This window comes from Spirobacillus cienkowskii, assembly GCF_037081835.1.
Taxonomy (GTDB): Bacteria; Bdellovibrionota_B; Oligoflexia; order Silvanigrellales; family Silvanigrellaceae; genus Silvanigrella; species Silvanigrella cienkowskii.
Genome location: NZ_CP146516.1, coordinates 1,144,642 through 1,167,422, shown reverse-complemented (window position 1 = coordinate 1,167,422; position 22,781 = coordinate 1,144,642). Strand labels below are relative to the sequence as shown.

Below are 22,781 nucleotides of genomic sequence, written 5' to 3'. Positions count from 1 at the left end.
TCGTAAACAAGGTTAGCATGATGAGAGGAGACGATGGAAACTGATTTTGTTTTAAAGTGTGAAGAATTTGCTAAAAAAAATTTCTCTTTGACTAGCTTAAGACCAGCGCAACGGGATGTACTTGAACATATTCATGAAAAAAAGTTTGTTTTAGCAACACTTCCAACTGGAGCGGGCAAAACACTTTTATACACTTTACCCGCACTTTTTTATACAGAACAGCCAGTCCTTGTGATCAGCCCACTGATTGCGTTGATGCGAGATCAAGAACGACGCATGGAACTCGCGCAAATTCCATGCTCTATTTTTACATCCGAACAATCTGAGGAAGAGCGCAAGCTAGCATGGTGCAAACTGCGTTCGGGAGAGGCGAAGCTGGTTTTTGCTTCTCCCGAACGCTTTGTTTTGCCATCGTTTCTCAATGCAATTGCAAAAATCAGTTTAAGCATGGTTGTTGTTGATGAAGCCCATTGTGTGGTGACCTGGGGGCACCACTTTAGACCCGAATATTCTGAAATTGGCAAATGCGTCTCTTTCCTCAAGCCACCAAGAATTCTTGCCATGACCGCAACAGCAGGCAGACAAGCCCGCCAAGAAATTATTAAAAAAGTATTTCCAGAAAACACCCAAGTGTATGAGTACACTTCAAACCCTTTGGGAAACCATATTCGAGTTGAAAGTGTCCGTGTTTTTTCAAACGAAGAGCAATTGGAAAAATTAATCGAGATCTTAAAAAATTCTTTATCAACAAAAATTTTAGTTTATTTTCAGTCGCGAAGTTTATGCGAAGAATCTGCAAAAAAATTAAAAAAATTAAAAATTCATGCTGTTGCCTACCATGCAGGACTCACAAAACAACAACGCAAAGACACAGAACATTATATTCATCATGCTCAACAAAGAACTGTGATTTGCGCTACAACAGCGTTTGGCATGGGGGTAGACATCCCAGGAATTCAGCTCGTGGTTGTATTTGGCTTTCCAAGTAATATTGAAGAACTGTTTCAAATGCTCGGCAGAGCGGGTCGCTCCGGAGAACCCTCAACCGGAATTTTACTTTGGACAGGAGCCGATCCCATCAAACGCGAATATCAATTTAAGGCTAGTTTTCCTGAACCTGCATTGTTTCTTGAACAATGCGCTGAATTTATTTCGTTCATGCCTCAATATTATGGCGAAAGTTGTTTTGTTAATAAAAAAAACTTGCTAAATTGTATAAGATCAAAAAATGACGTTAACAAAATACGCAAACTAGAAAATATTATGGCAGGATTACGAATCTGTAATATATTAGAAGATATTCGTCCAGGAGAAAATTACTTTTGTGTTAAGTTAAGTAAAGATAAAAGTTTTATCGATATCTTAGCAGGTTTACCTGAAGGCATAACAATGCGACGAAAAGTATTGGAGGGTGTTCTCAGTATCATTGACAAAAATGCGCAATTATTAAAAGGTGCACAACATGCTCTTTCTCTAAAAAGATTACAAGATGCATGTGAGCTTTCTCTCGAAAATTGTAAGCGTGTTTTTTCACATTACCAAGAAGAAAAATATTTTTCTTTTGTTCATATAGATCAGGAAGAAGCAAAAAATGGTATGATTTTAAAAAATGGTTTTCTCAATTTACAAAAAGAAATTCCCAAATATATTTCTGCTCGCAACCATTTTTACGCAAGCTTGCATGAGCTTGGTAAATTGTCTACATCAACAACTTGTAGATTATCATCAAGTTTCGAGTTTTTTGCTTCACGTGTTGTTCAAGGCGCAACTAAAAATATATGGCGATGTATGCAGTGCGATATTTGTATTAGAAAGAGGTCGGAATGAAAAAAACGAAAAATAAGAATACATCAACATCTCTCACAAAAACAATTCTGGAGCAGAGAGACGAACAATTCCCTATAGACTTAAAAATAAACAAAAGTTCACTGCTATTTCGTAGACTCAACGCAGATGAAGTTTACAGAACATGTGAAGAATCATTAGTTGAAATCGATAAACATAAAAAATCAGAACCAAACTATGACATTATTTCTCAAGTTCGCGCTGTAAGAGCGATTAACCTTGGTTTAGGTATTCAAAAACCTGGTTACAATATTTACGTAGCTGGAGTTCAAGGCACAGGCAAAACAAGTGTTATTCAATCTTTTTTAAAGAAAACTGCAGAAAACTGCCCAACTCCTGGAGACTGGATTTATGTTTATAATTTCAAAAATCCAGAATCTCCGCATGCAATGGAATTAAAAACAGGATTTGCAAAGCGTTTTAAAAAACAAATGGACGAGCTTATGGAACAGCTAACAGTTGAGCTTGTTGATGCGTTTCAGTCAGAAGAATATGAAACAAATGTAAACTCAACTGTTAATGCCAGCAACGAAAAAAAGGCAAAGCTATTTAATGAACTAGAAAAAGCAGCAAAATCTAAAAACTTTGGGGTAAAATCAACGAGAATGGGAATTGTCACTGTTCCTATTATTGACGGAAAGCCTTTAAGTGAAAAAGACTATTCAGAATTAAATGACGAACAAAAAGAAAAAATTGAAGCCGAAAGAAATTTATTAGAACCAGAAGTTTTAGATTTTGCCCGAAAAGTGAGATCAATTGAAAACGACACAAAAAATAAACTGGAAGAATTGCAATCAGAACTTGGTGATTACGTTGTAAGTCAAGCACTCATTCCATTTTTAAAAGAGTACGAAACTGAAAAAAATATACTAGAATATCTTGATGAAGTAAAAAAACATTTGCTCGAAAACTTAAATGATTTTTTACCAGATGATGATGAATCCGACTCAGAAAGTGAAGAAGTTGCTGCTGCAACCTCGTATCACTTAAAAAAAGGAGATCCGCATCTTCCTTATCGCATCAATGTGTTTGTCGACAACACAGAAATTAAAGGCGCGCCAATTATTATAGAAAATAACCCTACATTTTATAATCTTTTTGGAAAAATCGAAAAAAATATCGAGTATGGTGTTTATACAACTGACTTTAAAATGATTAAAGCAGGCTCGCTTGCAAGAGCCAATGGAGGTTATCTTGTGTTGCACGCATTGGATGTATTGCGTGCTCCACAGGTTTGGGACACCCTCAAAAGAGTTGTAAAAAATCAAAAATTATTTATTGAAGATCTTGGTGAGCAATTTAGTATTTTAGCAACAAGTGGATTAAGACCAGAACCAATTCCCCTCAATGTAAAAATAATTTTAATTGGCTCTGATTGGATTTATCGAATGCTTTATCAGCACGATGAAGACTTTAATAAAATTTTTAAAATTAAAGCAGATTTTGATGCACAAATGGATCGTTCACAAAAAACAATTGATGACTACATCGAATTTATTTCAACAAGAACTAAAGTTGAAAACTTACTTCCTTTTGATGAAAGCGGCATTGCAGCAATTGTTGAATTTGGCAGTCGTATTGTTGATGATCAAGATAAATTAACCACACGTTTTAGCTTGATTAAAGATATCACCATTGAAGCTGATTTCATGGCAAAAGAATATAAAAGCAAAAAGGTCTCACGGAAACATGTAGAAAAAGCAATTGATGAGCGCTACTCGCGTTCTGCTGCTATAGAAGATCATATTATTGAAATGCTAAAGCGCAAAGATATTATAATTTCTACAAACTCTCGGCGTGTCGGGGAAATTAATGGACTCGCAGTTTACTCTCTTGGTGACTTATCTTTTGGAGTTCCCACGCGCATTACTTGCCGCACTTATAAAGGCAAACCTGGAATTTTAAACATTGAACGTGAAGCCTCTTTATCAGGTAAGTTACACAATAAAGGAGTGAGCATTTTAACAAGTTGGATCAATGCCACATTTGCGCGAAAAGCACCCGCTCATATTGCAGCAACCATTTGTTTTGAACAAAATTATAATGGAGTGGATGGTGACTCGGCCACACTTGCAGAACTGTGTTTAATTTTATCAACAATTGCAAATATTCCTATTGATCAAGGCATTGGAGTCACTGGCTCTGTCAATCAATTTGGCGAAGTGCAACCCATTGGGGGCGTAAACGAAAAAATTGAAGGCTTTTTTAAAACATGCCAACTTCAAGGTCTGACCGGCAGAAATGGCTGCATCATTCCTGTCCAAAACATTAAACATTTAATGTTAAATCGCACGGTTCGCGAAGCAGTTGAAAAAAAGCAGTTTCACATTTGGCCTGTTGCAAAAGCAGAAGATGCTTTTGAACTTTTAACAGGCTTTGCCACTGGAAAATGGGACGAGAAAAAAGGACGTTTTGATGAAGGAAGTGCTTTTGACAAAATTTATAAAGTTTTGCATCAAAAATCTGATGAGAAAAAAACAAAATCTCCTAAAAAGAAAAAAAGTAGCTTAACAAGTAAAACAAAAAGTAAACCAAAAACTAGAAAAACTAAAAAATGAGTTTCAAAAACAAGTACATTCTAACATTGCAACAATTATTTGAACTTAAAAAAGTTTCTGCTGTTCCTGAACGTGTGGCGGCGGGAAGAGTTTTTTTTATCGATGACACAATGGGACTCTGTGATGCAACTGGAGCAATTTTTCCCATCTCTTTATCAGAAAATTTAAAGGGCGAACCATTAAATCATGGAGATAGTATTACCTTTAAATGTAAAATAATTAAAAACACTCCTGAAAAAAATACCTCTTCAACTTACAATGAAAGTGTATCAATTCAACTTATTGATATTTTACAACACAATCCCTGCAAAGCAGAATGGCTCAACACTGTGATTCCAAATCCTTTGCCGGACAAACAATTTATACAAATATCTCATTATCCCAATCAACTTGAAGCAAAATTTTTTAATTCTGCAACCACAAAACGTGCTAAACTTATTAAACAGCGCAACCGTGGATTAGACAGAGTCAAACAGTTTTTTTGCAATCGAGGGTTTATTTATATTGACACCCCCACTCTTGTCCCAAGTGGTGGTATCGAAGAGTATTTGCATCCTTTTAAAACGCATTACACCGATCACCGAGGCAAAGTGTGGCCTCTCGAATTGCCAACAAGCCCAGAATTTGCCTTAAAAAAAATAATGACCGAAGGTTTTGAAAAGGTTTTTCAGTTATCAAGAGCATATCGAAATAACGGAGAAGTCTCAAAACTGCATGAACCTGAGTTTGTCATGCTTGAGTGGTACCGTTCTCAAGGTAAGCTAACAGACATTATGTTAGATACAGAAAAACTTGTTACCACTCTTGCTGAATTTCTTGGTTCTGCAAGAGAAATTCCTAAACAGTGGCCAAGATTTCGAGTGGATCAATTGTTTTTAAATATTTTATCAATTCACCTAGAAGAAGTGCAAGAGCGCAATAGTTTTTTAAAAATTGCGCAACCGCTTAGCCCATCAATCACAGATCATGACGACTGGAACACAATTTTTTGCAAATTATTTATGGAAAAAATAGAGCCTTTTTTGGCCAAACAAAAAGCATGTTTTGTAACCCATTATCCAATTCAAATGGGAGCGTTAGCCAAAGCCGAAGGCACTCAAATAATAAATAATACATCCGCAGAAAGTTTTTTTGTAGAAAGAATGGAAGCATTTTTATATGGAATAGAAATATGCAATGGATATCAAGAATTAAACGACTGTGACATTCTCAGCGCGCGCTTTCACAAAACTTTGTCAGCGCGATCCGAATTGGTTGCCGATCCCATGTTTGAAAATGCAATGAAATTTGGCATGCCCCCTTGCTCTGGAAATGCGCTTGGAATCGATAGACTGCTGGCTATATTGCTTGAACAATTGTCTATTTCTCAACTTTATGCCATTCCATTTTTAAGCCAATTTCCTAAAAATACTGTTGCATGGGAATAGAAATCAACTTGCAAATCACCGTTTTTTTCAAGGATTGGCAAAAACAATTGAATTTTTGAATATAAAGCGGGTCGAGGAATAAGTAAGACGATATTAGAGCAATTTAATATCGTCTTACTTATTCAATAACTTCAGAAGTTCGCTCCTTATAGGGGTCTCTGAGGAATGCCTCCTCTGTATTATGATATTCGACTCAACAAAGCGCCTTAGATATGTTAAAATTATTTAGCGGGTGACTGCTATAAATTTCCTCATTTTAACCATACGGACAACGCGATGAACTTGCCCAATAATCAACCACATGTTTATTCAAAACGATTTCAGAGTTTAGCAAGATGGGTTGTTGTGATTGTATTGTGGTTGATTATTGGCTCTATTGCCATTGGAAAAGCTGGCATCTCAAATTTTATGGAACTCATTAAAGAACGAGATGTGCTATCGCAAACAATCACGGAGCTTCAAATTCAGACTCAGTATCTCGAAGAAAAAATTGCAAAATTGAAAAACTCTCCGGAACGACAAGCCCGCTTTCTCAAAGAAAGTTTTGGTTATGTAGAACAAGATGAGTATATTTTTCAATTTAACTCAAAGCCATCATTTTCTTTTGGGGCAGAAAAAACGTCTTTAACAGTTTTTTCTGCGGATACCCAGCCTTAATCTATTTTTTTAAACAATTTTATTGCCTTTTCTCGCTGAATAGCGTGATTCACAATAGGAGTTGGATAGTGATGACTATAACTTGAAAAAAGAGATTGAGTTGGAGCGTGAATCGTTTTTTCATCACAATGAACAAGTTCAGGACAATGTTCTTTAATAAAGGTGCCTTTTGGATCAAACTTTTGCGACTGACTTTCAGGATTAAAGACTCGAAAATAGGGTTGTGCATCGCACCCTGTGGATGCGCTCCACTGCCATCCTCCATTATTTGCAGACAAATCGTAGTCTAACAAATGATCTGCAAAATATTTTTCGCCTTTACGATAATCAATCAAAAGATCTTTTGTTAAAAAAGAAGCAACAACCATTCTTAGGCGGTTATGCATCCAACCCGTTTTATTAAAATAGCGCATTGCAGCATCAACAATTGGAAATCCTGTTTGCCCCTGTTGCCATTTTTCAAAATATTTATCATTATTTTCCCATTTTAAAGATTTGTATTCTTGTTTAAAAGGCGAAGTTTCAACATAAGGAAATAATGATAAAATCATTTTATAAAATTCTCGCCAAATCAGCTCACTGATCCAAACATTTGCACCTTCAGATTGATGCTCATAAGCAAACCGAAAAGCCTCTCGAATAGAGATTGTGCCAAAACGCAAATGAATAGAAAGCAACGAGGTTCCATCTATATTAAGAAAATTTCTATTATTGGCATATTCATCAATTTTTTTAGAAAAAGTATGTATTTTTTCAAGAGCCCCTTTACGCCCAGGTGACAATATTAAAGTTGCTTTACTAAAACCTAATTCTTCTATTTTCCAATGGAACTGGTAATTTTTAAAGTCTTCATTTGATATAAATTTTTTTATATCATAAGTGAAAGATACAAAATTTTGCATCTTAACACGCTTTAACCATTCATTTTTGTAGGGAGTAAACACAACATAAGGCTGTTGATTGGCTTTTAAAATTTCGTTTCTCTCAAAAATGACTTGATCTTTAAAAGACAGAAATTGAATTTGATATTCTTTAAGCTTGTCTTTAATAAAATTATCTCTTTTTATTGCGTACTGCTCATAATCATTATTAGTAAAAACAGAATCAACTTTTAATTCTTTTGCAAGACTGGGAATTTCTTCTTGTGGATCACCAAATCTGACAATTAACATTTTTCCTTGTTTTTTGAGTTGTTGCTCTAATTCTTGTAACGTTTCAAAAATAAACGTCACTCTTTTATCTTCATGATTAGGCAATTTAGAAAGTATATTTTTATCAAAAATAAAAACAGGAATTATTTGAGAAGAATATAAACAAGCGTAATGTAAAGCAGCATTATCATCTAATCTTAATTCACGCCTTAACCACACAATTGATCTTTTAAATTCCACGTTTTTCCTCGCTAAAATTTGTAATTCTAATAATTAAAAAATAGTTATTAGTATCTAGAAAATTATTAACCATTGTGATAATAAATAAATTCTTTGACCTTTTAATTTTGGAAAGAATCATGCTACAAAAAAATTTAAATGGTTTTCAAATTTATGAATTTCAAGCCCCCAATCCAAAACTTCATAAATACACAATTTTTTTTGGTGGTGCGAATGGAATTCCTGCATTAACCTATAAAAATTTATTTGAGCAACTCTCTTACGAATTAAATTGCTCTATTATCACTTACGATATGCGTGGTTTTGGCAAAACCACAGTACCAGCAAATTACATCAACAAACCTAAAAATCAATGGACCTGGGAAACGCTCACACATGATCACGTGCAACTATTTTTACATTTTAAAAATACCTACAGTCCAAACACAAAGTGGATACTGAGTGGCCATAGCCTCGGTTCTTGGCTGTCTTTGCTTGCAACTCAACACATTGCTGTTGATAAAATTTTATTGCTTGACCCTCCAATCCTTCCTTCTCACATTATATTAAGATGGTCTTTAATACATATACTTAATAAAAAACATTTAAGTCCTAAAAGTTCTCGGGTAAAACGCCGAAAAACACGATTTCAAACAATCGAACATGCTGTTACAGAACTACACAAATCATCTTTAATGAAAAATTGGCCCATAGAAACTGTTTACAATTATGTGAGAGGCAGCTTTTCTGTTCATAAAAATTTTATTCAATTAGCTCATGATCCCAATTGGGAAGCGCATATGTTTGAAGAATATCCATTCGCCGCTTGGATTGGATTTTTAAAGATACCTTTTAGAATTCGAAAAAACATTGCACCAATTTTTTTTGTAGGTGAAAATAGCGATACCTGTAATTCTAAAGCGAAGTTATGGGTTAAATGTTTTTTTCCGAAGTTAAAATGGGTTATTATTCCTAAAGGAACACATATGTTTCCTTTTGAAATGGAAACCGAAACGGTAAGCCAAATTAAACACATTTTACATAAGGATTAATTATATTATTATGATAAATTTCTATCCTGCAACTGATATTGCAAGAAACGAGGAACATTACGACAACATGTACAAATTGATAGAATCTTTTTTAGAAACAGAAAAAGATTGGCTTGCGCAACTGTGCAATATCACAGCTATGCTCAACTATTTAATTAAAGAAATAAACTGGATTGGATTTTACTTATTAAAAAATAATGAACTTATTTTAGGTCCTTTTCAAGGAAAAATGGCACCATCGCGAATTTCGCTAGAAAAAGGTTCTTGTGGTTTTGCCGCAACACAACTTAAAACAATACGCATTGATAATGTCAATAAGTTTGAAGGTTACATACAAAGCGACAATTCAGCTTTTTCTGAAATTATCATTCCTCTTTTTTATCACAACAAACAAAAAGAACTTAATAACTTAATAGGTGTGCTAGAAATAAATAGCCAAGTTTTTGCTAGATTTAATGACGCTGATGAAAAAGGTCTAGAAAAAGTTGCCGAATTGATTGCAAATAAGGTTGCCTGGCCATCTAGCAACTAATAACTTAATATCTCTTCTATATATCAAAAAAGCTTAAATAAAACTCTATCAATGTATTGTAAAATACAAATTTAAAACGAACTCTTAAAGTTACAAAAATTTGGCGCAAGCACATCAAAAATTTTATTGTCAATATTAACTAATCTACCGACATTTCTTTAAAGATTTATAACTTTAAGGAAATGCAAAATGATAACTATATTCAAAATATTCTTAACACTCTTATTATTAAAGTTTAATTTTTTAATTTTTTCTAAAGATAAAGAAGCCCGTTCTAATCGCTTCACGCTTTCTACTGGTTATTTAGAAGACACTGTTAACTCTAATGAGGGTATGGTTTATTTTCCAATGAGCATTTATGAAACATACAACTGGACGTTTCGCCTGTTAACCAATGAAGGAAATATGCTCAGTAGAATGGTTTCTTGGCTTGGGACAGGGTATTTTCAATATTATTATTTTAACTCAACATTTATGAGCGTGCCATTTCATGAGTTTGGTCATGCAACACGGTATCGTTCATACATACCCAAAAGTGTGACTTATAGTATAGGAGGACCAAACACCGACACAACAAGCTCTTATTTTATCATGGTTTTAAAAAGAATAAATTATATTAATGCCGGGGCTGTCACAAGTGGCTCTGTGCCTGGTGGACTTTCAACAGAAGAGTTTGCAAAAGTTAGGATCATTAGCTCTGGAGGGGGCATGAATAATGAAATATTTCTCGCAAACCATATTGCAGAACGATTTTATCAAAGAGGCGGATCGGCACCTGACCTTTTTGCTTATATTCAAAATAAATTAAGTCCGTACGACTATAGCCAAATTTCAAGTAGCTCAGGAGACCCAAAGGTCATAGAAAATAATTATGCAACCCTTGGCAAAACAATCACCCGCACAGACTTTCAAAAAGCATATAGAAACACTCTTTTAGCGAGCGGAACATTGTATTCTTTAATATGGGGTGGATTAAAATTTATTTTCACCGGTGATCAATCTTTAACACCAATTGAATTTTTTGGATTTTCACTTCCTGATTTTGCGAGTTTTATTAATTCTAAGGGACTAAGCTTACAAACCACTATTCGTTATAGATTAAATCCATCATTAAATTTTGGTTTTTCATACGAAAATGTATATCTTGGTGACAGTTACACTCAAATTAGTCCATATATTTATTATAATTTTAAAATAGGTTCTGGGTTTTTTAACACTTATTCTGTAAACGCAAGAATTGATTATGGAATGGGCGACGGAAATACCGATATTGGAGGGAGCTTCTATACAGAAGCAGAAAACGAAAATTTTGGTACTTTCTTAAGATATACATTTTATAACTCTAAAAATCTTTATGGAGAAAGAAATACTCCTTCAGTTCAAAAGCCTCACGAAGTGCTTGGAGGAGTATATTATATTTTTAAGTAACATTAAAATATAAATTTAAGGTAAAGTATGAAAAAAAATCTTTATAATTATAAATTGATGTGGTTAATATTATTTTGTATCAAATTGACAATATCAACGCATGCAAATCAAAAAGTTAATATTTCTGATAATGTTCCACCACAATCTATGATAAACGAAAAAGGAATTCCCGAAGGTCTGATTGTTGAATTGGCAAAAGGAATTTTTGGTAATGTCAGTTTTGAAGGATTTCCATTAGCTAGAGCCCTTGAAATCACTGCCAAAGAAAAAAACTCTATTTTATTTATGTCTCGAACACCCCAAAGAGAAGATAAATATATTTGGCTTGATACTATTTATATGACACCTGTATATATTTATACCAAAAAAGGAAAATTTCCAAAAACAGAAGATTATTTAAGTTTATTTAAATCTATTTCAGTTATTAACGGATCATCTTTAATTCAAGTACTTCAAGAAAAAAAATATTCTGAAGAATTTACTGCTTCTCTTAATAATGAACAAAACTTAAAAAAAATTTTATTTGATAGGGCAGATGGCTGGATAGAAGGTCAAATTATCGCAGAATATATTATAAAAAATGAAAAATATAACATAAAGAAATTCGACATGTACGGACCGATAATTAAAAATACAACATGGATTGCTACTTCAAAAACATCAGAACAAAATTTTGTTATAAAAAAAATAGAAGAAATTAAATTATTTAAAAAAGAAAAAAAATATAATTCAATTTTAAATAAATACTCTGCAAAAAAACCTGAAAATTAAAATTTATTTTAATTTTTTAAAAATTTTATATACCAAATTTTTTAAATTAGTTGGACCAAATTTTAAAATTAACAACAAACTCATTATTAAAATCAACATCCCTCCAGTACCTAAAATTAATAAATTATTAATAAAATTAAGTTTAAAAGAAAAAAACATATCAAAATTTTTCCAAAATTCAAAAATCAAAAAAACACCAAGAAAACCAATAACGTAAGAAAGAACTGCGAAAATAATAATTCTAATGTAAAAATATTTTCCGCCTTCGATATATGGACTATCTCCAATAAATTTATTTTGATAATACCATTTTAAAAATAATAAATTCATAAAAAAATCGATCGCTGTTGCTGTACTATAAGAAATTCCTAATCCAATAATCCCAAATTTTGGAGCCAAGGTAGAAGTTAGTAACGCATTTACAATTAAATATATAATTGCATTATAAACAATTTGTTTAGTACAATTAATTGCATAATAAGCATTAAGCAAAACTTTTGTACCAGCAGCAAAAATAATTCCAATCGAATACGAACATACGGCAATGGAATTTTGTAACGTATCAAACATTGATACTTTGCCATGTTGAAAAAGAACAGAATAAAAAGGCACTATTAAAAGTGAAAAACAAATTAATGTTACTAATGAAAGCCATAAAGTTGTTTCTAAGCTTTCTATTAGCAATTTGGAAAACTTTCTATTTTGTCCTTCAAAAATAGCCTTGGTTAAAATAGGATGTGCAGCAAATCCTGTGGCCACACCAAACAAACCTATAGGTACCTGAATAATAACAGTCGCAGTTATAATATAACTAAAAATACCTTCTCCAAGTTGAATTGCAAAAAATGTATTAATCATCAATGCAATAATTAAAGCACCCTGCGCAATAGTACGGGGCACCATCAGTAGTAATACTTGGCGAAGAGGGCAATATGATAGCCAAACTTTAATATTAAATGATGGAATATTAATTAGCCCTAACTTATAAAGCGGTAGAAATTGGTAAATCAATTGTAAAAAAACTCCTAGTAATGCACCAATTGCAATTGCATAAATAGGATTTATGTTTACTAATAACATTAATGGCGAGCATAATGCAGAAATAATCATACCAAAATTAAAAAACAAAGAACTATTCATTGCACGAAACGTGTTACCTAATGTGGATAAAATCGCCATTGCAACAGCATTCAGCATTGTAAAAGGAAGAAAAAATGCTAAAATTTTAAATAAATTTGCAGCTAACTCCAATCCCCCAGATTTTTCAAATTGTTGACTTGCAAAAAGACTAATAAAAGGATTCGCAAACAAAGCGGCTAAAATTGCTATAGAAAACGTAACAACAGAAAAAAAACCTAAAACAACTTGAATCAACTTTTTTTCAGCTTCTAACCCTTTTGCTTTTTCTTCTATTAAAACCTTTACAAAGGCCGCAGATAATGCTCCATCAGCAAAAAGATCCCGAAGGCTATTTGGAAAACGAAATGCTGTATTAAATGCATCGAGAGAAACATTGAGTCCAAACGTTGCATTCACAACCGCAGTCCGTACTACTCCAGAGGCTCTAGAAAAAATCACCCCCGCCATTGCTCCAAAACTTGCTTTGCCTAACGACTCTGAATCTGATCTTAGTTGCACATTGTTAGGTTTATTTTCCTGCATAAATAAGCTGTCCCTTAATTTGGATATTGCTTACGACAATATGTCGTTCTATATGTTTTGAGGAGAGAGATACAAAATCTTCTCGAAAGCATGGATAGCATAAAAACTATCCTGTCTCGATTTTTTAGCAAAAGTGGCTGGCACCTGGAGTATATATGAACACAAACGAAATACGTTGTAAATTTATTAACTTTTTCAAATCTAAGCAACATACTTATGTGCCAAGTGCCTCCACAATTCCTGTAGGTGATCAAACCATATTATTTACAATAGCTGGAATGACGCAATTTAAATCCTGTTTAACAGGAGAAGAAGTTAGACCCTACACAAGAGCAACGAATGCACAAAAATGCATTCGGGTTGCTGACTTAGATGATGTTGGTAAAGATGGACGCCATTGCACCATGTTTGAAATGCTTGGTTCTTGGAGTTTTGGTGATTATTATAAAAAAGAGGCTATTGAGTGGGCTTATGAGTTTACTAAAAACGAATTAAATTTTGACCTGTCGCGTTTTTGGGTCACCGTACACCACTCAGATGACGAAGCATTTCAAATCTGGGAAAAAATTGGGGTTCCAACACATCGCATTGTCCGTCTAGGTGATAAAGACAACTTTTGGGCAATGGGGCCCACAGGCCCTTCGCGGTCCCTGCTCCGAGCTTTATTTAGATCAAGGAGAACATGTTGGCAGCTGTGCAGAACAAGGCAAAACTTGTGCAGGACCAGGTTGCGACTGTGACCGGTTTCTTGAATTTTGGAATCTTGTTTTTATGCAATACAATAGACAAGAAGATGGGACACTTCATGATCTCCCCATGAAAAGTGTCGATACAGGATGTGGCTTAGAACGCCTGACAGCACTCATTCAAGGCAAAACATCAAACTTTGATATTGATATTTTTCTTCGTATTAAACAAAAAATACTTGATATTTCTGGACACACACAAAAACTCGCAGAACTTTCAAAACAAGAACTAGAAAGTTTTAATGTGATTGCCGATCACATTCGCTTGCTCACTTTTACGGTTGCTGATGGTGCTCATTTTTCTAATGAAGGTCGAGGCTACGTGCTAAGACGCGTCCTGCGCCGAGCTGTGCGACATATTCACAAAATTGCTCCAAATTGGCCTAAAAATAAATCATTTCTTGCGCAACTTGTTCAAACTGTTATAAAAGAAATGGGAGAATTTTATCCTGAAATCGCTACAAATCAAAAACGTATTGAAGATGCAATTTTTGCAGAAGAATTGCGTTTTAACAGCACTCTCGATATTGGCTTAGCAAAATTTCATGCTTTTATAGAAGATACAAAAAATAAACATAAAAAAGTACTTTCTGGGGAAAACGTTTTTATATTGCATGATAGCTATGGATTTCCTGCGGATCTCACCCAAATATTATGCCAAGAACTTGGCTTTCAAGCCGATCTCGATAGTTTTAAAAACTATATGCAAGAACAAAAACAACGGAGTCGTACAGAAGCTAAATTTTATAAATTTGATTTAGATGATTCTCCTTGGATTGAATTTAACCCTGCAAATCAAGAAAAAGACAAATCCTTTTCTGGTTATTTTTTACAAGCAACAACGATTAAAGAAAACCACGACGTTATAGAATTACCCATTAATTTTTCTCAAATTAAAAAAGTACGACAACTCAAAAACAAATTTTTTGAATTTGTTATAGAAAATACTCCTTTTTATCCAGAAGGCGGCGGACAAGTTGCCGATAATGGCTGGATCGCAGTTCAAGCAGCAAATTCTAAAAATGAATTTGAAGTGATTGATGTAAGAAAAACAGCATCACAAATTGTCCATTTATTAAAACATATCGAGTGGAGTTCTGACTCTGCAGCACCATTAAGCTCTACAGAAATTTTAAATTTATTTGGCCAAAACTCAAAAGTTACAGCTTTTGTTGATTTGACCCTGCGCACTGCAACAATGCGCAACCACACAGCAACACATCTGTTACACAAAGCATTACAAATTGTGTTAGGCGACTCGGTTCGCCAAGCTGGATCTTTTGTGCATAGCGAGGGATTACGCTTTGATTTTTCTTATAATAAAGCTTTATCTAATCAAGAAATTAAAACAATCGAAGGTATTGTTAATAAACAAATCCTAAAAAATATAAATATTAAAGTTCATGAATCTGTTCCTTTAAGCACAGCTAAAGAAATGGGCGCCATGGCAATGTTTGATGAAAAATATGAAGATCATGTTAGAATGCTTGAAGTCCCTGAGTTTTCTCTTGAGCTTTGCGGTGGCACTCACGTTTTTGCGACTGGACAAATTGGGTTGTTTAAAATAATTTCTGAAGGAAGTGTGACAAGTGGTGTAAGGCGCATTGAAGGCATCACTGGTTTTAATTCATTAGAATTTTGCAATAAACTACAAAATCAAATTTTACTCACTGCTGAAGCTATAAAATGTGCGGAAAGCGAGATTGTAAATAAAATTCACAGCATGAAAGAAAACTCAAAAGAGTTGGAAAAACAAATTCACATTCTTCAAAGCCGCATTGTCAATACCCAAATAGCATCTCTTGTCGCTAATGCCATTGATCTTGGAAATAATATTAAACTTGTTATTAACCTTCTTGAAACAAACGATACAAAAGAAATGGAATTATTATGCGACAGGTTAAAAGAAAAACCTGCTACAATAGCTGTTATTGCAGCTAACATAGAGAACAAGGCGCATCTTATGGTTGCTATAAATCCATCACTTATTAAGCAATACAAAAAACTTTCTGCTGGCCAAATTGTCAAACAACTTTCAGAAATTGTCGAGGGTAAAGGCGGAGGAAGACCTGATTTTGCTCGAGGAGGTGGCATAAACCCAGAAAAAATTCCTGTTGCATTAAAAAAGGTCGTAGAGATTATCCAATTGGCTATTTAATTTTCGAGTTCTTCAATAAAACAATTTGTTTGTATAGAATGTGGAATAATTTCTATTAATCTTTTTTTAAAAGAATTTTTAATACTTCTGGCATCAGTATGAAGTTCGTAATCAAGACCCCAAAATTTTGCTAAATATTCAAAATTTAAATGATGAATGTTTTGGCATAATTTTGAGGGTTCACCAGTTAAAACACGATCAAAAATTTTACCGCCATTATTATTTATAATCACAATATTAAGACTTAAGTTCGGACGGTGTTGTAACATCCAAAACCCTGCCAAATCATACATTGCGGTCAAATCTCCAAAAAATCCCCAATTTTCTGAACTACTCTCATCGGCGAAGCCTAAAAAAGTTGAAATTTGACCATCAATTCCATTCAATCCTCGAGAAGCATTAATTAAAAATTTTTTATTTTGGAACGTTGCTGTTAGATCCCAATATCGTATAGGCAAGCTGTTACCTAAATAAATTCTTGATCCAATTTTTATATTATTTGATAAGTGATAATAAATTGCTTGCTCAGATAATGGGTATTTATAAATTAAATCTCTCAATTTAAAAAAACACTGTTTATCAAGTTCTAAAAATTTATTTGAAAATTTAGTATCTTTACTTGTAGTTTTAAAATTAGAAAAAAAATCTTTTAAATTAACACATATATTTTCTGCTCTTGGCATTCCTGAAAATTCATAATTAGATACTGAAATAACTTTAATCTCTTTATGTTTTTCATCAATATCACGCCAAACACGATGCGTTGGAGTGCCACCAATTTTTAAAACTACGTCGATGTTAAAATTCGATTTATTTGAATTTATCCATAATTTATAAGGACATTTTATTTTCAAATGCTCTAGATCTTCACACTCTCTAATATTTGCAATAGACTCTATAAAAATAGGGACGTTTAAATTATATAAAAAACGAATTATACCTTGATAATTATTTTCATTGAGCTGCGAAACAATAACCATTAAATTTTTACTATTTAAAATAAATGTTTTTAACAGTTCTTGTTTTGCAGATATATCTTTTGCTGCAATATTAACTTGTTCTTTATTTTGCAGTGTCTGATTTAAATAGATTGGTTCAATGATTCCGCTTTGTAATGGAATATCAAAGCACACATTAATATGGGTTGGTTTTGTCAAAAGAATATTTGAGAAATTAAAATCATCACCAATACTCAGGTCAAGACATTGATCAACATAGATACCAAAAATATTTTTTTGCTCTGCAGCTTGAGGAGCACCAGTACCTCGATATGACTTAGGTCTATCTGCCGTAATCAAAATCAGTGGCAAATTTGAGTAATAAGCCTCCATCACAGCTGGCATCAGTTCACCAACAGCAGTCCCCGATGTTGTAATAACCGCAACTGGCTTTTGCAAAAGTTTTATTCGTCCTAGAGCATAAAATGCTGCAGACCGTTCTTCAAAGTGATTAAAAACAATTTGTTGTTCGGCTTGAATACGACACACAGCTTCAATTAATGGAATGTCCCTAGCGCCTGCACAAATATAAAACTCTTGGACACCATATTGGAGAAGATTCAGGATAATTTTTCTTGAATATTCTCTGTTCATCGAAACTCCTTTATTATTTTAGACTCATGCAAAAGACATGCTTTAAGATCCAATGAGAGCTAGTTTTGCTCTTTTATTCTATTTTTGTCCATTTTTAAATGCACTCAAAAACAGCTTTAAAATGATTATTTTCTAATTTGACTACATTTAAAGCACAATCAAGTTTTTTTAGTGGAGGTTTTAAATTTAATACTATACTAGCACATTTGCTCATAAAATCATCACTTTTTACTTTTTTAGTTTTTCAATCTTAAAATAAATAAAATAAATAATTTCAATAATCTTGACTCAAATGGTTAATTAATTTGACTAACCAGAAATAAAGAAATAAATGAGATAAGTAAATAAAATTTTGGATTCCATAATGGGAAGCTATTTCTAACTTCCCAAAAGATCCCAAAAAAATAATTTTTTTTAATTTTGAAAGGTATTATACACCATGAAACTTAAACGAAGTATTGGTTTATTTGGCATAATTTGTGCCAGTCTTGGTGGTATGGTTGGCTCTGGCTGGTTATTTGGCTCGCTGTATGCTTCTCAAATGGCTGGACCTGCATCAATCATCTCTTGGTTAATTGGCGGAATTAGCATTATGTTTCTTGCGCTGACCTTTGCAGAGCTCAGTGCGATGTTTCCAATTTCAGGAGGTGTCGCAGCCTATCCTATATTCACTCACGGCAAGCTTGTAGGGTTTATTTTAACCTGGATAACATGGATTACATACGTAGTCTCCATTTCTCAAGAAGTTCAATCAACAATACTTTACATGGGTAACCGCTTTCCAAGTCTCATTCAAAAGGTAGAAGGTATTAATGTATTTACACCATTTGGATATGGGGTTTGTTTTACAACAATGCTTTTACTTATTGCACTCAATAGCTTTGGCGCAAAGTTTTTAGCAAACGCCAACAGTTTTATTAGTGTTTGGAAGCTTTTAGTGCCTTTTATCGTTGTCATTATTTTCTTATATACATCACATAACTTTTCTAATATGGGTCTTTCCGAAAACTCTCCGTCTGAATTTGCACCTTACGGTATAAACGGCATTTTTTCTGCAGTGGCTTTAGCAGGAGTGGTTTATTCTTTTTGCGGCTTCCAACATGCTGCGTTACTTGCGGGCGAATCAAAACGGCCACAACGCGACATCCCACTCGCTTTAATTTCTTCAATTTTAATTTGCATAGCCCTTTATTGTGGACTTCAGTATGCTTTTATTACCGCTCTTCCCACAGATGCTTTGAGTAACGGATGGCACCACCTTTCTTTTGTTGGAGACTCCGGCCCTCTTGCAGGTCTTGCTATGTCTATGGGTATTATTTGGTTGGTAACAGTCCTATATATTGACGCAATTATCTCTCCCCTTGGCACAGGAGTTCTTTATGTTGCATCCAGTGCCCGCATCGTACAAACAATGAGTCAATCTGGTAATGCTCCTAAATTCTTTGCAAGGATTGCAAAATCAGGAATTCCAATGCGAGCTATATTTTTAAACCTTGCTGTTTCGATGTTGGCTTTTTTGCCTTTTAGCGGTTGGAAAGCGATAGTTTCTTTTCTATCTTCAGCATTGGTATTTTCTTTTGCAGTTGGACCTATTTGCCTTATTGCACTTCGCAAGCAACAACCAGAAAGAAAACGTCCTTTTAATCTTCCATTTTATAAATTCATTTCATTTTTAGCTTTTTATGTTTGTAACTTGATGATTTATTGGTCGGGTTGGAATGTGGTTTGGAAACTTGGAGTTACAGTCATTACTGGTTGTGTAGTGTTTATTGTTTCAAACTTTTTAGGTAAAAACTCTTTAGATCCAGAACATGTTGCCACTAAACTCGACTACAAATGCGCGATATGGCTTGTTCCATATATGGGTATTTTCTGTATACTTTCTTACTTTAGTTCATTTTCTGGCGGAACCCACTTAATCCCAGTTGGTGTAGATTTTGTATTAATTGGTGCATTTAGTTTATTTATCTTCTATTTATCTTTAAAATTATGTTTACCTAAAAATGAATCTGATAAAAATACTGCATCGCTTTTAGCTAAAAAAGGATCATTAAGTTAATTGCGATTGCTTTATTAAATTAAATTTCATTAAGTTTTTCTATTTTTGTGATTAGTGATGAAGAATTTTTTGTTGCTTCAAAACTATTATCAATCAATTTAAATGATAATTTATAAGAACCATCCAATATTTTTTTATGACAACCAATCACTTCAAGAGCAATTTCAAAACTCTTATCATTTGTTTTTTTAGGGAAATCAATGATTGTCTGAGCTTCTTGACTGCACTTTTCGCCCCGCCTAATTTCAGAAATAAATAAAACTTTTTCATACTTTTGATTTTCAATAAACTTAATTTCAAGCAATTCATGTTTAATTGAATGTTCATTTTTTATTGTGTTTCTAACAATAAATATAAAATAACCAGAAGAATCAATAAACTGAATTGGATTTTTATCAAAATTTATTCCCTGAAAAATGTTTGTGCGTTGCCATCCACCATAACTCTTTCTCAATAACATGGCTTTAATATTATCTTCTGACTCACTACACCCCTTCATAAAAACCAATGCCTCATCTGTTTCATTTTTTGAAATTTTTCCTCGTGCTTCAAATAAATACTCAAATTTTTTACTTAATATTTCTGAGTTTAAATATTTTGGACAAAAATCACATCCTAAAAAATCATCCTGGAGCTTATTTGTCGGGGTTTTTCCGCATATTGATTCAAAAATTTCAAAATTTTTAAATCTCTCACTTTCTGGTATCATTTCTTTTTTAGGTATATTTTTTGCAGTTGGTATTTCTGAATTTTTAATATTTTTTTCTTTTTTAATAGGAAAATATCTAGCGAGTTCTGGAAATTTTTTAACAAGTTCAATTTTTATTTTATCAATATATGGTTTAAAATCATTAGAAAAAAAATAGGACAAAACCCCTAACCCAACTAAACTAGGAAAAATTAATAAAAACAATGAAATAAATATTTTTTTCATTTTTTTTCAATTCACCCTTTTTAAAAAAATTGTAATTGTTGCGTTGCTTGCTTAATCGCATTTGCCAGATCTTGACTTTGAATTCCTAAAATTTCAAGATCTTGTGGATTTACTCGAGTCTCTCTTGGATATTGTTGAAAAGCATCACCATAACGATGTGCCACTGTGTCCGATAGCATTAAAATATTAATAAGTTTGTTTTGATGTATTGTAAAATTCTTAGGACGAAAGTTTTCGAGCGTATGATGGTATTTTGTTAGTAAAACAACTTCTTTTGGAAATTGCCATTTTTCAAGTATTGTTGCACCAAATATCTGATGCGAACCTAATTTTAATTCTTTTTCAACCAGATTAAAATCTTTTTTTTCTGCTAAGCAGACTTCTGTTAACCTTTGCATAAGTGGTCGATCTAACACTGCGCGAACCAATAATCCCACATCATGCATCAATCCGGCTACTAACAAATCAGACAGTTTCTCAACATTTAAAATTTTACCGATTTCAACCGCAATTTGAGAAACCCATGATGAATGTTTAGAAAATGATTTGACATCAAAAAATTCAATTGGCTCAAATAAAAAAGCATTCTCGATAGAATATTTAATTAAAATTTGCATTAATGCACTCAATCCAATTCGAGTCATGGCGATATTTAAATCACTTGTTGGATGTCCCATTGCGTAAATCGAAGAATTGGCTAATTTTAACACACTTGACGTAATGCCTGCATCTTTTTGAATCATTAAAGACAGTTTTCCAATATTTGCTTCAGCACTATACATTTGAGACAAACATTCTCGCACTGCTTCTGGCATAGAAGGCAATTTAACTTCTTTTTGACCACCGCTTTCTAAATCAACCATATAATTATTAATCTCCATTATTGCAAAAATTTTAGCCAATTTTGTTCTAAATCAATGGCTGCCGCACAAAAGACGCTCATCTGAAATGGAGCCCCCCACTCTAGTAAAGAAGAAATTGGGAGTGGCTCCAATCCATGCTCCAAACACAATGAAGCAAAATCAATTGGTTTGAGATTTGCATACAAGAGATTTTGCAGTTCACATTTTAGTAACAAAATTGGATAAAATAAATTTGTTTGTACCCAATAATAACGACATAATTTTGTATGGCCTTGTGATAAAACAAAAATTCTTTCTGAATTTAATGCACTTTTTTCACAGTTATACATACACTCTGTTTTTGATTTTAGAGAATCATTTTCATTTTCTTCATATTTAGAATCAAGGAAATGCTGAAATTCATGCACTATTAAAGATGCCTCAAACAAACTGAATTGATCATTTTTAGGTAAGAATAAATGATTATTATTACCTGGACTAAAAACAGAAAAATATCTATCAATCCCACCAAAAATATTTAAATTATAATTAATTTTAATATTACTACCAAAAAAGTAGTTTTCTATTTCTTTTAAAGAAAATAATTTATCAGGAAATGCATCCAATGCAAAATCCACTGACTTCCAATTTGAATTAATTAAATTAAATACTTCATCAATTAAATTAAAGGGTATTTCATAGATATTTTTCATAATAAATTTAATAAAATCAATTAATGAATATTCATCCCTATTTAAATTAAAATCCCAAATTCCAGCAATATTTTTTAAAATATTAAATCTATCAAATCTTTTAATATCATTTTTATAGCAAAATCCATTTAAATTTTTTACTTTTCTTAAAAGACTGTGTTGAAAAAAACACAATTCAGTTTTTTCTTTTTTTGAAAAATTTAAATTTTTGGAATTTTTATTTAATATATTTAAATAATGCTTTAAATTTTCGTTAAAGCAAAAATTTTCACTTTCTGATGCGCCTTCTGAATAAATTAAAAAGTCAACAGCTGAAATCAATTTTTGCAAGTAGCGATGTTCAAATAAATTTAATGTCGATGTCTCAGCCTTGGTCGTTAAAGTTGAAATTTCTTTTAATATATCAAATAATTTCACTAGAAAACTCCTAATACT

16 protein-coding genes and 1 pseudogene are annotated in these 22,781 nt (G+C 32.8%); 11 read left to right on the top strand and 6 right to left on the bottom strand.

The features are described 5' to 3' along the window. Window positions 1-33: 33 nt before the first annotated feature. The 4 genes from Spiro2_RS05160 (at window position 34) to Spiro2_RS05145 (ending at window position 6,487) form a co-directional block, all read left to right on the top strand. The gene (locus Spiro2_RS05160) at window positions 34-1,827 is read left to right on the top strand and encodes a RecQ family ATP-dependent DNA helicase (RefSeq protein WP_338637503.1); all 1,794 of its coding nucleotides are present in this window, start codon (window positions 34-36) and stop codon (window positions 1,825-1,827) included. Further along, window positions 1,824-4,403: a Lon protease family protein gene (locus tag Spiro2_RS05155; protein ID WP_338637501.1), complete on the top strand. Its 2,580-nt coding sequence runs from the start codon at window positions 1,824-1,826 to the stop codon at window positions 4,401-4,403. Before Spiro2_RS05160 ends, Spiro2_RS05155 begins: the two co-directional genes overlap by 4 nt. Next, entirely contained in the window at window positions 4,400-5,830 is a 1,431-nt protein-coding gene (locus tag Spiro2_RS05150; RefSeq protein WP_338637500.1) for an amino acid--tRNA ligase-related protein, read from the top strand. Before Spiro2_RS05155 ends, Spiro2_RS05150 begins: the two co-directional genes overlap by 4 nt. A gap of 276 nt (window positions 5,831-6,106) precedes the next feature. Further along, complete coding sequence (locus Spiro2_RS05145) at window positions 6,107-6,487, top strand: FtsB family cell division protein (RefSeq protein WP_338637498.1); 381 nt, start codon at window positions 6,107-6,109, stop codon at window positions 6,485-6,487. Here Spiro2_RS05145 and Spiro2_RS05140 read toward each other — a convergent pair. Beyond that, window positions 6,484-7,878: a cryptochrome/photolyase family protein gene (locus Spiro2_RS05140; RefSeq protein ID WP_338637496.1), complete on the bottom strand. Its 1,395-nt coding sequence runs from the start codon at window positions 7,876-7,878 to the stop codon at window positions 6,484-6,486. The two genes, Spiro2_RS05145 and Spiro2_RS05140, sit on opposite strands and share 4 nt — an antisense overlap. Before the next feature lie 119 nt (window positions 7,879-7,997). Between Spiro2_RS05140 and Spiro2_RS05135 the strand changes: the two genes are divergently transcribed. The 4 genes from Spiro2_RS05135 (at window position 7,998) to Spiro2_RS05120 (ending at window position 11,640) form a co-directional block, all read left to right on the top strand. Next, window positions 7,998-8,909: an alpha/beta hydrolase gene (locus Spiro2_RS05135; RefSeq protein WP_338637494.1), complete on the top strand. Its 912-nt coding sequence runs from the start codon at window positions 7,998-8,000 to the stop codon at window positions 8,907-8,909. A gap of 10 nt (window positions 8,910-8,919) precedes the next feature. Next, window positions 8,920-9,441 (top strand): hypothetical protein, encoded by a 522-nt coding sequence (locus Spiro2_RS05130; protein ID WP_338637492.1) that lies wholly within the window; start codon window positions 8,920-8,922, stop codon window positions 9,439-9,441. 189 nt (window positions 9,442-9,630) lie between these two features. Then, entirely contained in the window at window positions 9,631-10,869 is a 1,239-nt protein-coding gene (locus Spiro2_RS05125; RefSeq protein ID WP_338637491.1) for a hypothetical protein, read from the top strand. Window positions 10,870-10,896: 27 nt separating this feature from the next. After that, complete coding sequence (locus Spiro2_RS05120; protein ID WP_338637490.1) at window positions 10,897-11,640, top strand: transporter substrate-binding domain-containing protein; 744 nt, start codon at window positions 10,897-10,899, stop codon at window positions 11,638-11,640. A gap of 3 nt (window positions 11,641-11,643) precedes the next feature. Here Spiro2_RS05120 and murJ read toward each other — a convergent pair whose 3' ends face one another. Further along, entirely contained in the window at window positions 11,644-13,302 is a 1,659-nt protein-coding gene (gene murJ, locus Spiro2_RS05115; RefSeq protein ID WP_338637489.1) for a murein biosynthesis integral membrane protein MurJ, read from the bottom strand. Window positions 13,303-13,457: 155 nt separating this feature from the next. Here murJ and Spiro2_RS05110 point away from each other — a divergent pair. Together Spiro2_RS05110 and alaS are read left to right on the top strand one after the other, a co-directional pair. Next, window positions 13,458-13,934, top strand: a pseudogene (locus Spiro2_RS05110) (alanine--tRNA ligase-related protein); the annotation flags it as partial. After that, on the top strand, window positions 13,903-16,206 hold the full coding sequence (gene alaS / locus Spiro2_RS05105; protein WP_338637488.1) for an alanine--tRNA ligase: 2,304 nt from the start codon (window positions 13,903-13,905) through the stop codon (window positions 16,204-16,206). The pseudogene Spiro2_RS05110 and the gene alaS, both read left to right, overlap by 32 nt. Here the strand turns inward: alaS and menD are convergent. After that, the gene (gene menD, locus Spiro2_RS05100; protein WP_338637487.1) at window positions 16,203-17,798 is read right to left on the bottom strand and encodes a 2-succinyl-5-enolpyruvyl-6-hydroxy-3-cyclohexene-1-carboxylic-acid synthase; all 1,596 of its coding nucleotides are present in this window, start codon (window positions 17,796-17,798) and stop codon (window positions 16,203-16,205) included. The two genes, alaS and menD, sit on opposite strands and share 4 nt — an antisense overlap. Window positions 17,799-18,237: 439 nt before the next feature. Between menD and Spiro2_RS05095 the strand changes: the two genes are divergently transcribed. Next, window positions 18,238-19,857 (top strand): APC family permease, encoded by a 1,620-nt coding sequence (locus Spiro2_RS05095; RefSeq protein ID WP_338637486.1) that lies wholly within the window; start codon window positions 18,238-18,240, stop codon window positions 19,855-19,857. A gap of 19 nt (window positions 19,858-19,876) precedes the next feature. Here Spiro2_RS05095 and Spiro2_RS05090 read toward each other — a convergent pair whose 3' ends face one another. Genes Spiro2_RS05090 through Spiro2_RS05080 form a run of 3 tightly spaced genes read right to left on the bottom strand, consistent with a single transcriptional unit; the run spans window position 19,877 to window position 22,763 of the window. After that, window positions 19,877-20,791 (bottom strand): hypothetical protein, encoded by a 915-nt coding sequence (locus tag Spiro2_RS05090; RefSeq protein WP_338637485.1) that lies wholly within the window; start codon window positions 20,789-20,791, stop codon window positions 19,877-19,879. Between the two features lie 20 nt (window positions 20,792-20,811). After that, window positions 20,812-21,654, bottom strand: coding sequence for an HDOD domain-containing protein (locus Spiro2_RS05085; RefSeq protein ID WP_338637483.1), 843 nt, complete (start codon window positions 21,652-21,654; stop codon window positions 20,812-20,814). A 17-nt stretch (window positions 21,655-21,671) separates the two neighbouring features. After that, window positions 21,672-22,763: a hypothetical protein gene (locus Spiro2_RS05080; RefSeq protein WP_338637482.1), complete on the bottom strand. Its 1,092-nt coding sequence runs from the start codon at window positions 22,761-22,763 to the stop codon at window positions 21,672-21,674. Between the last annotated feature and the right edge of the window lie 18 nt (window positions 22,764-22,781).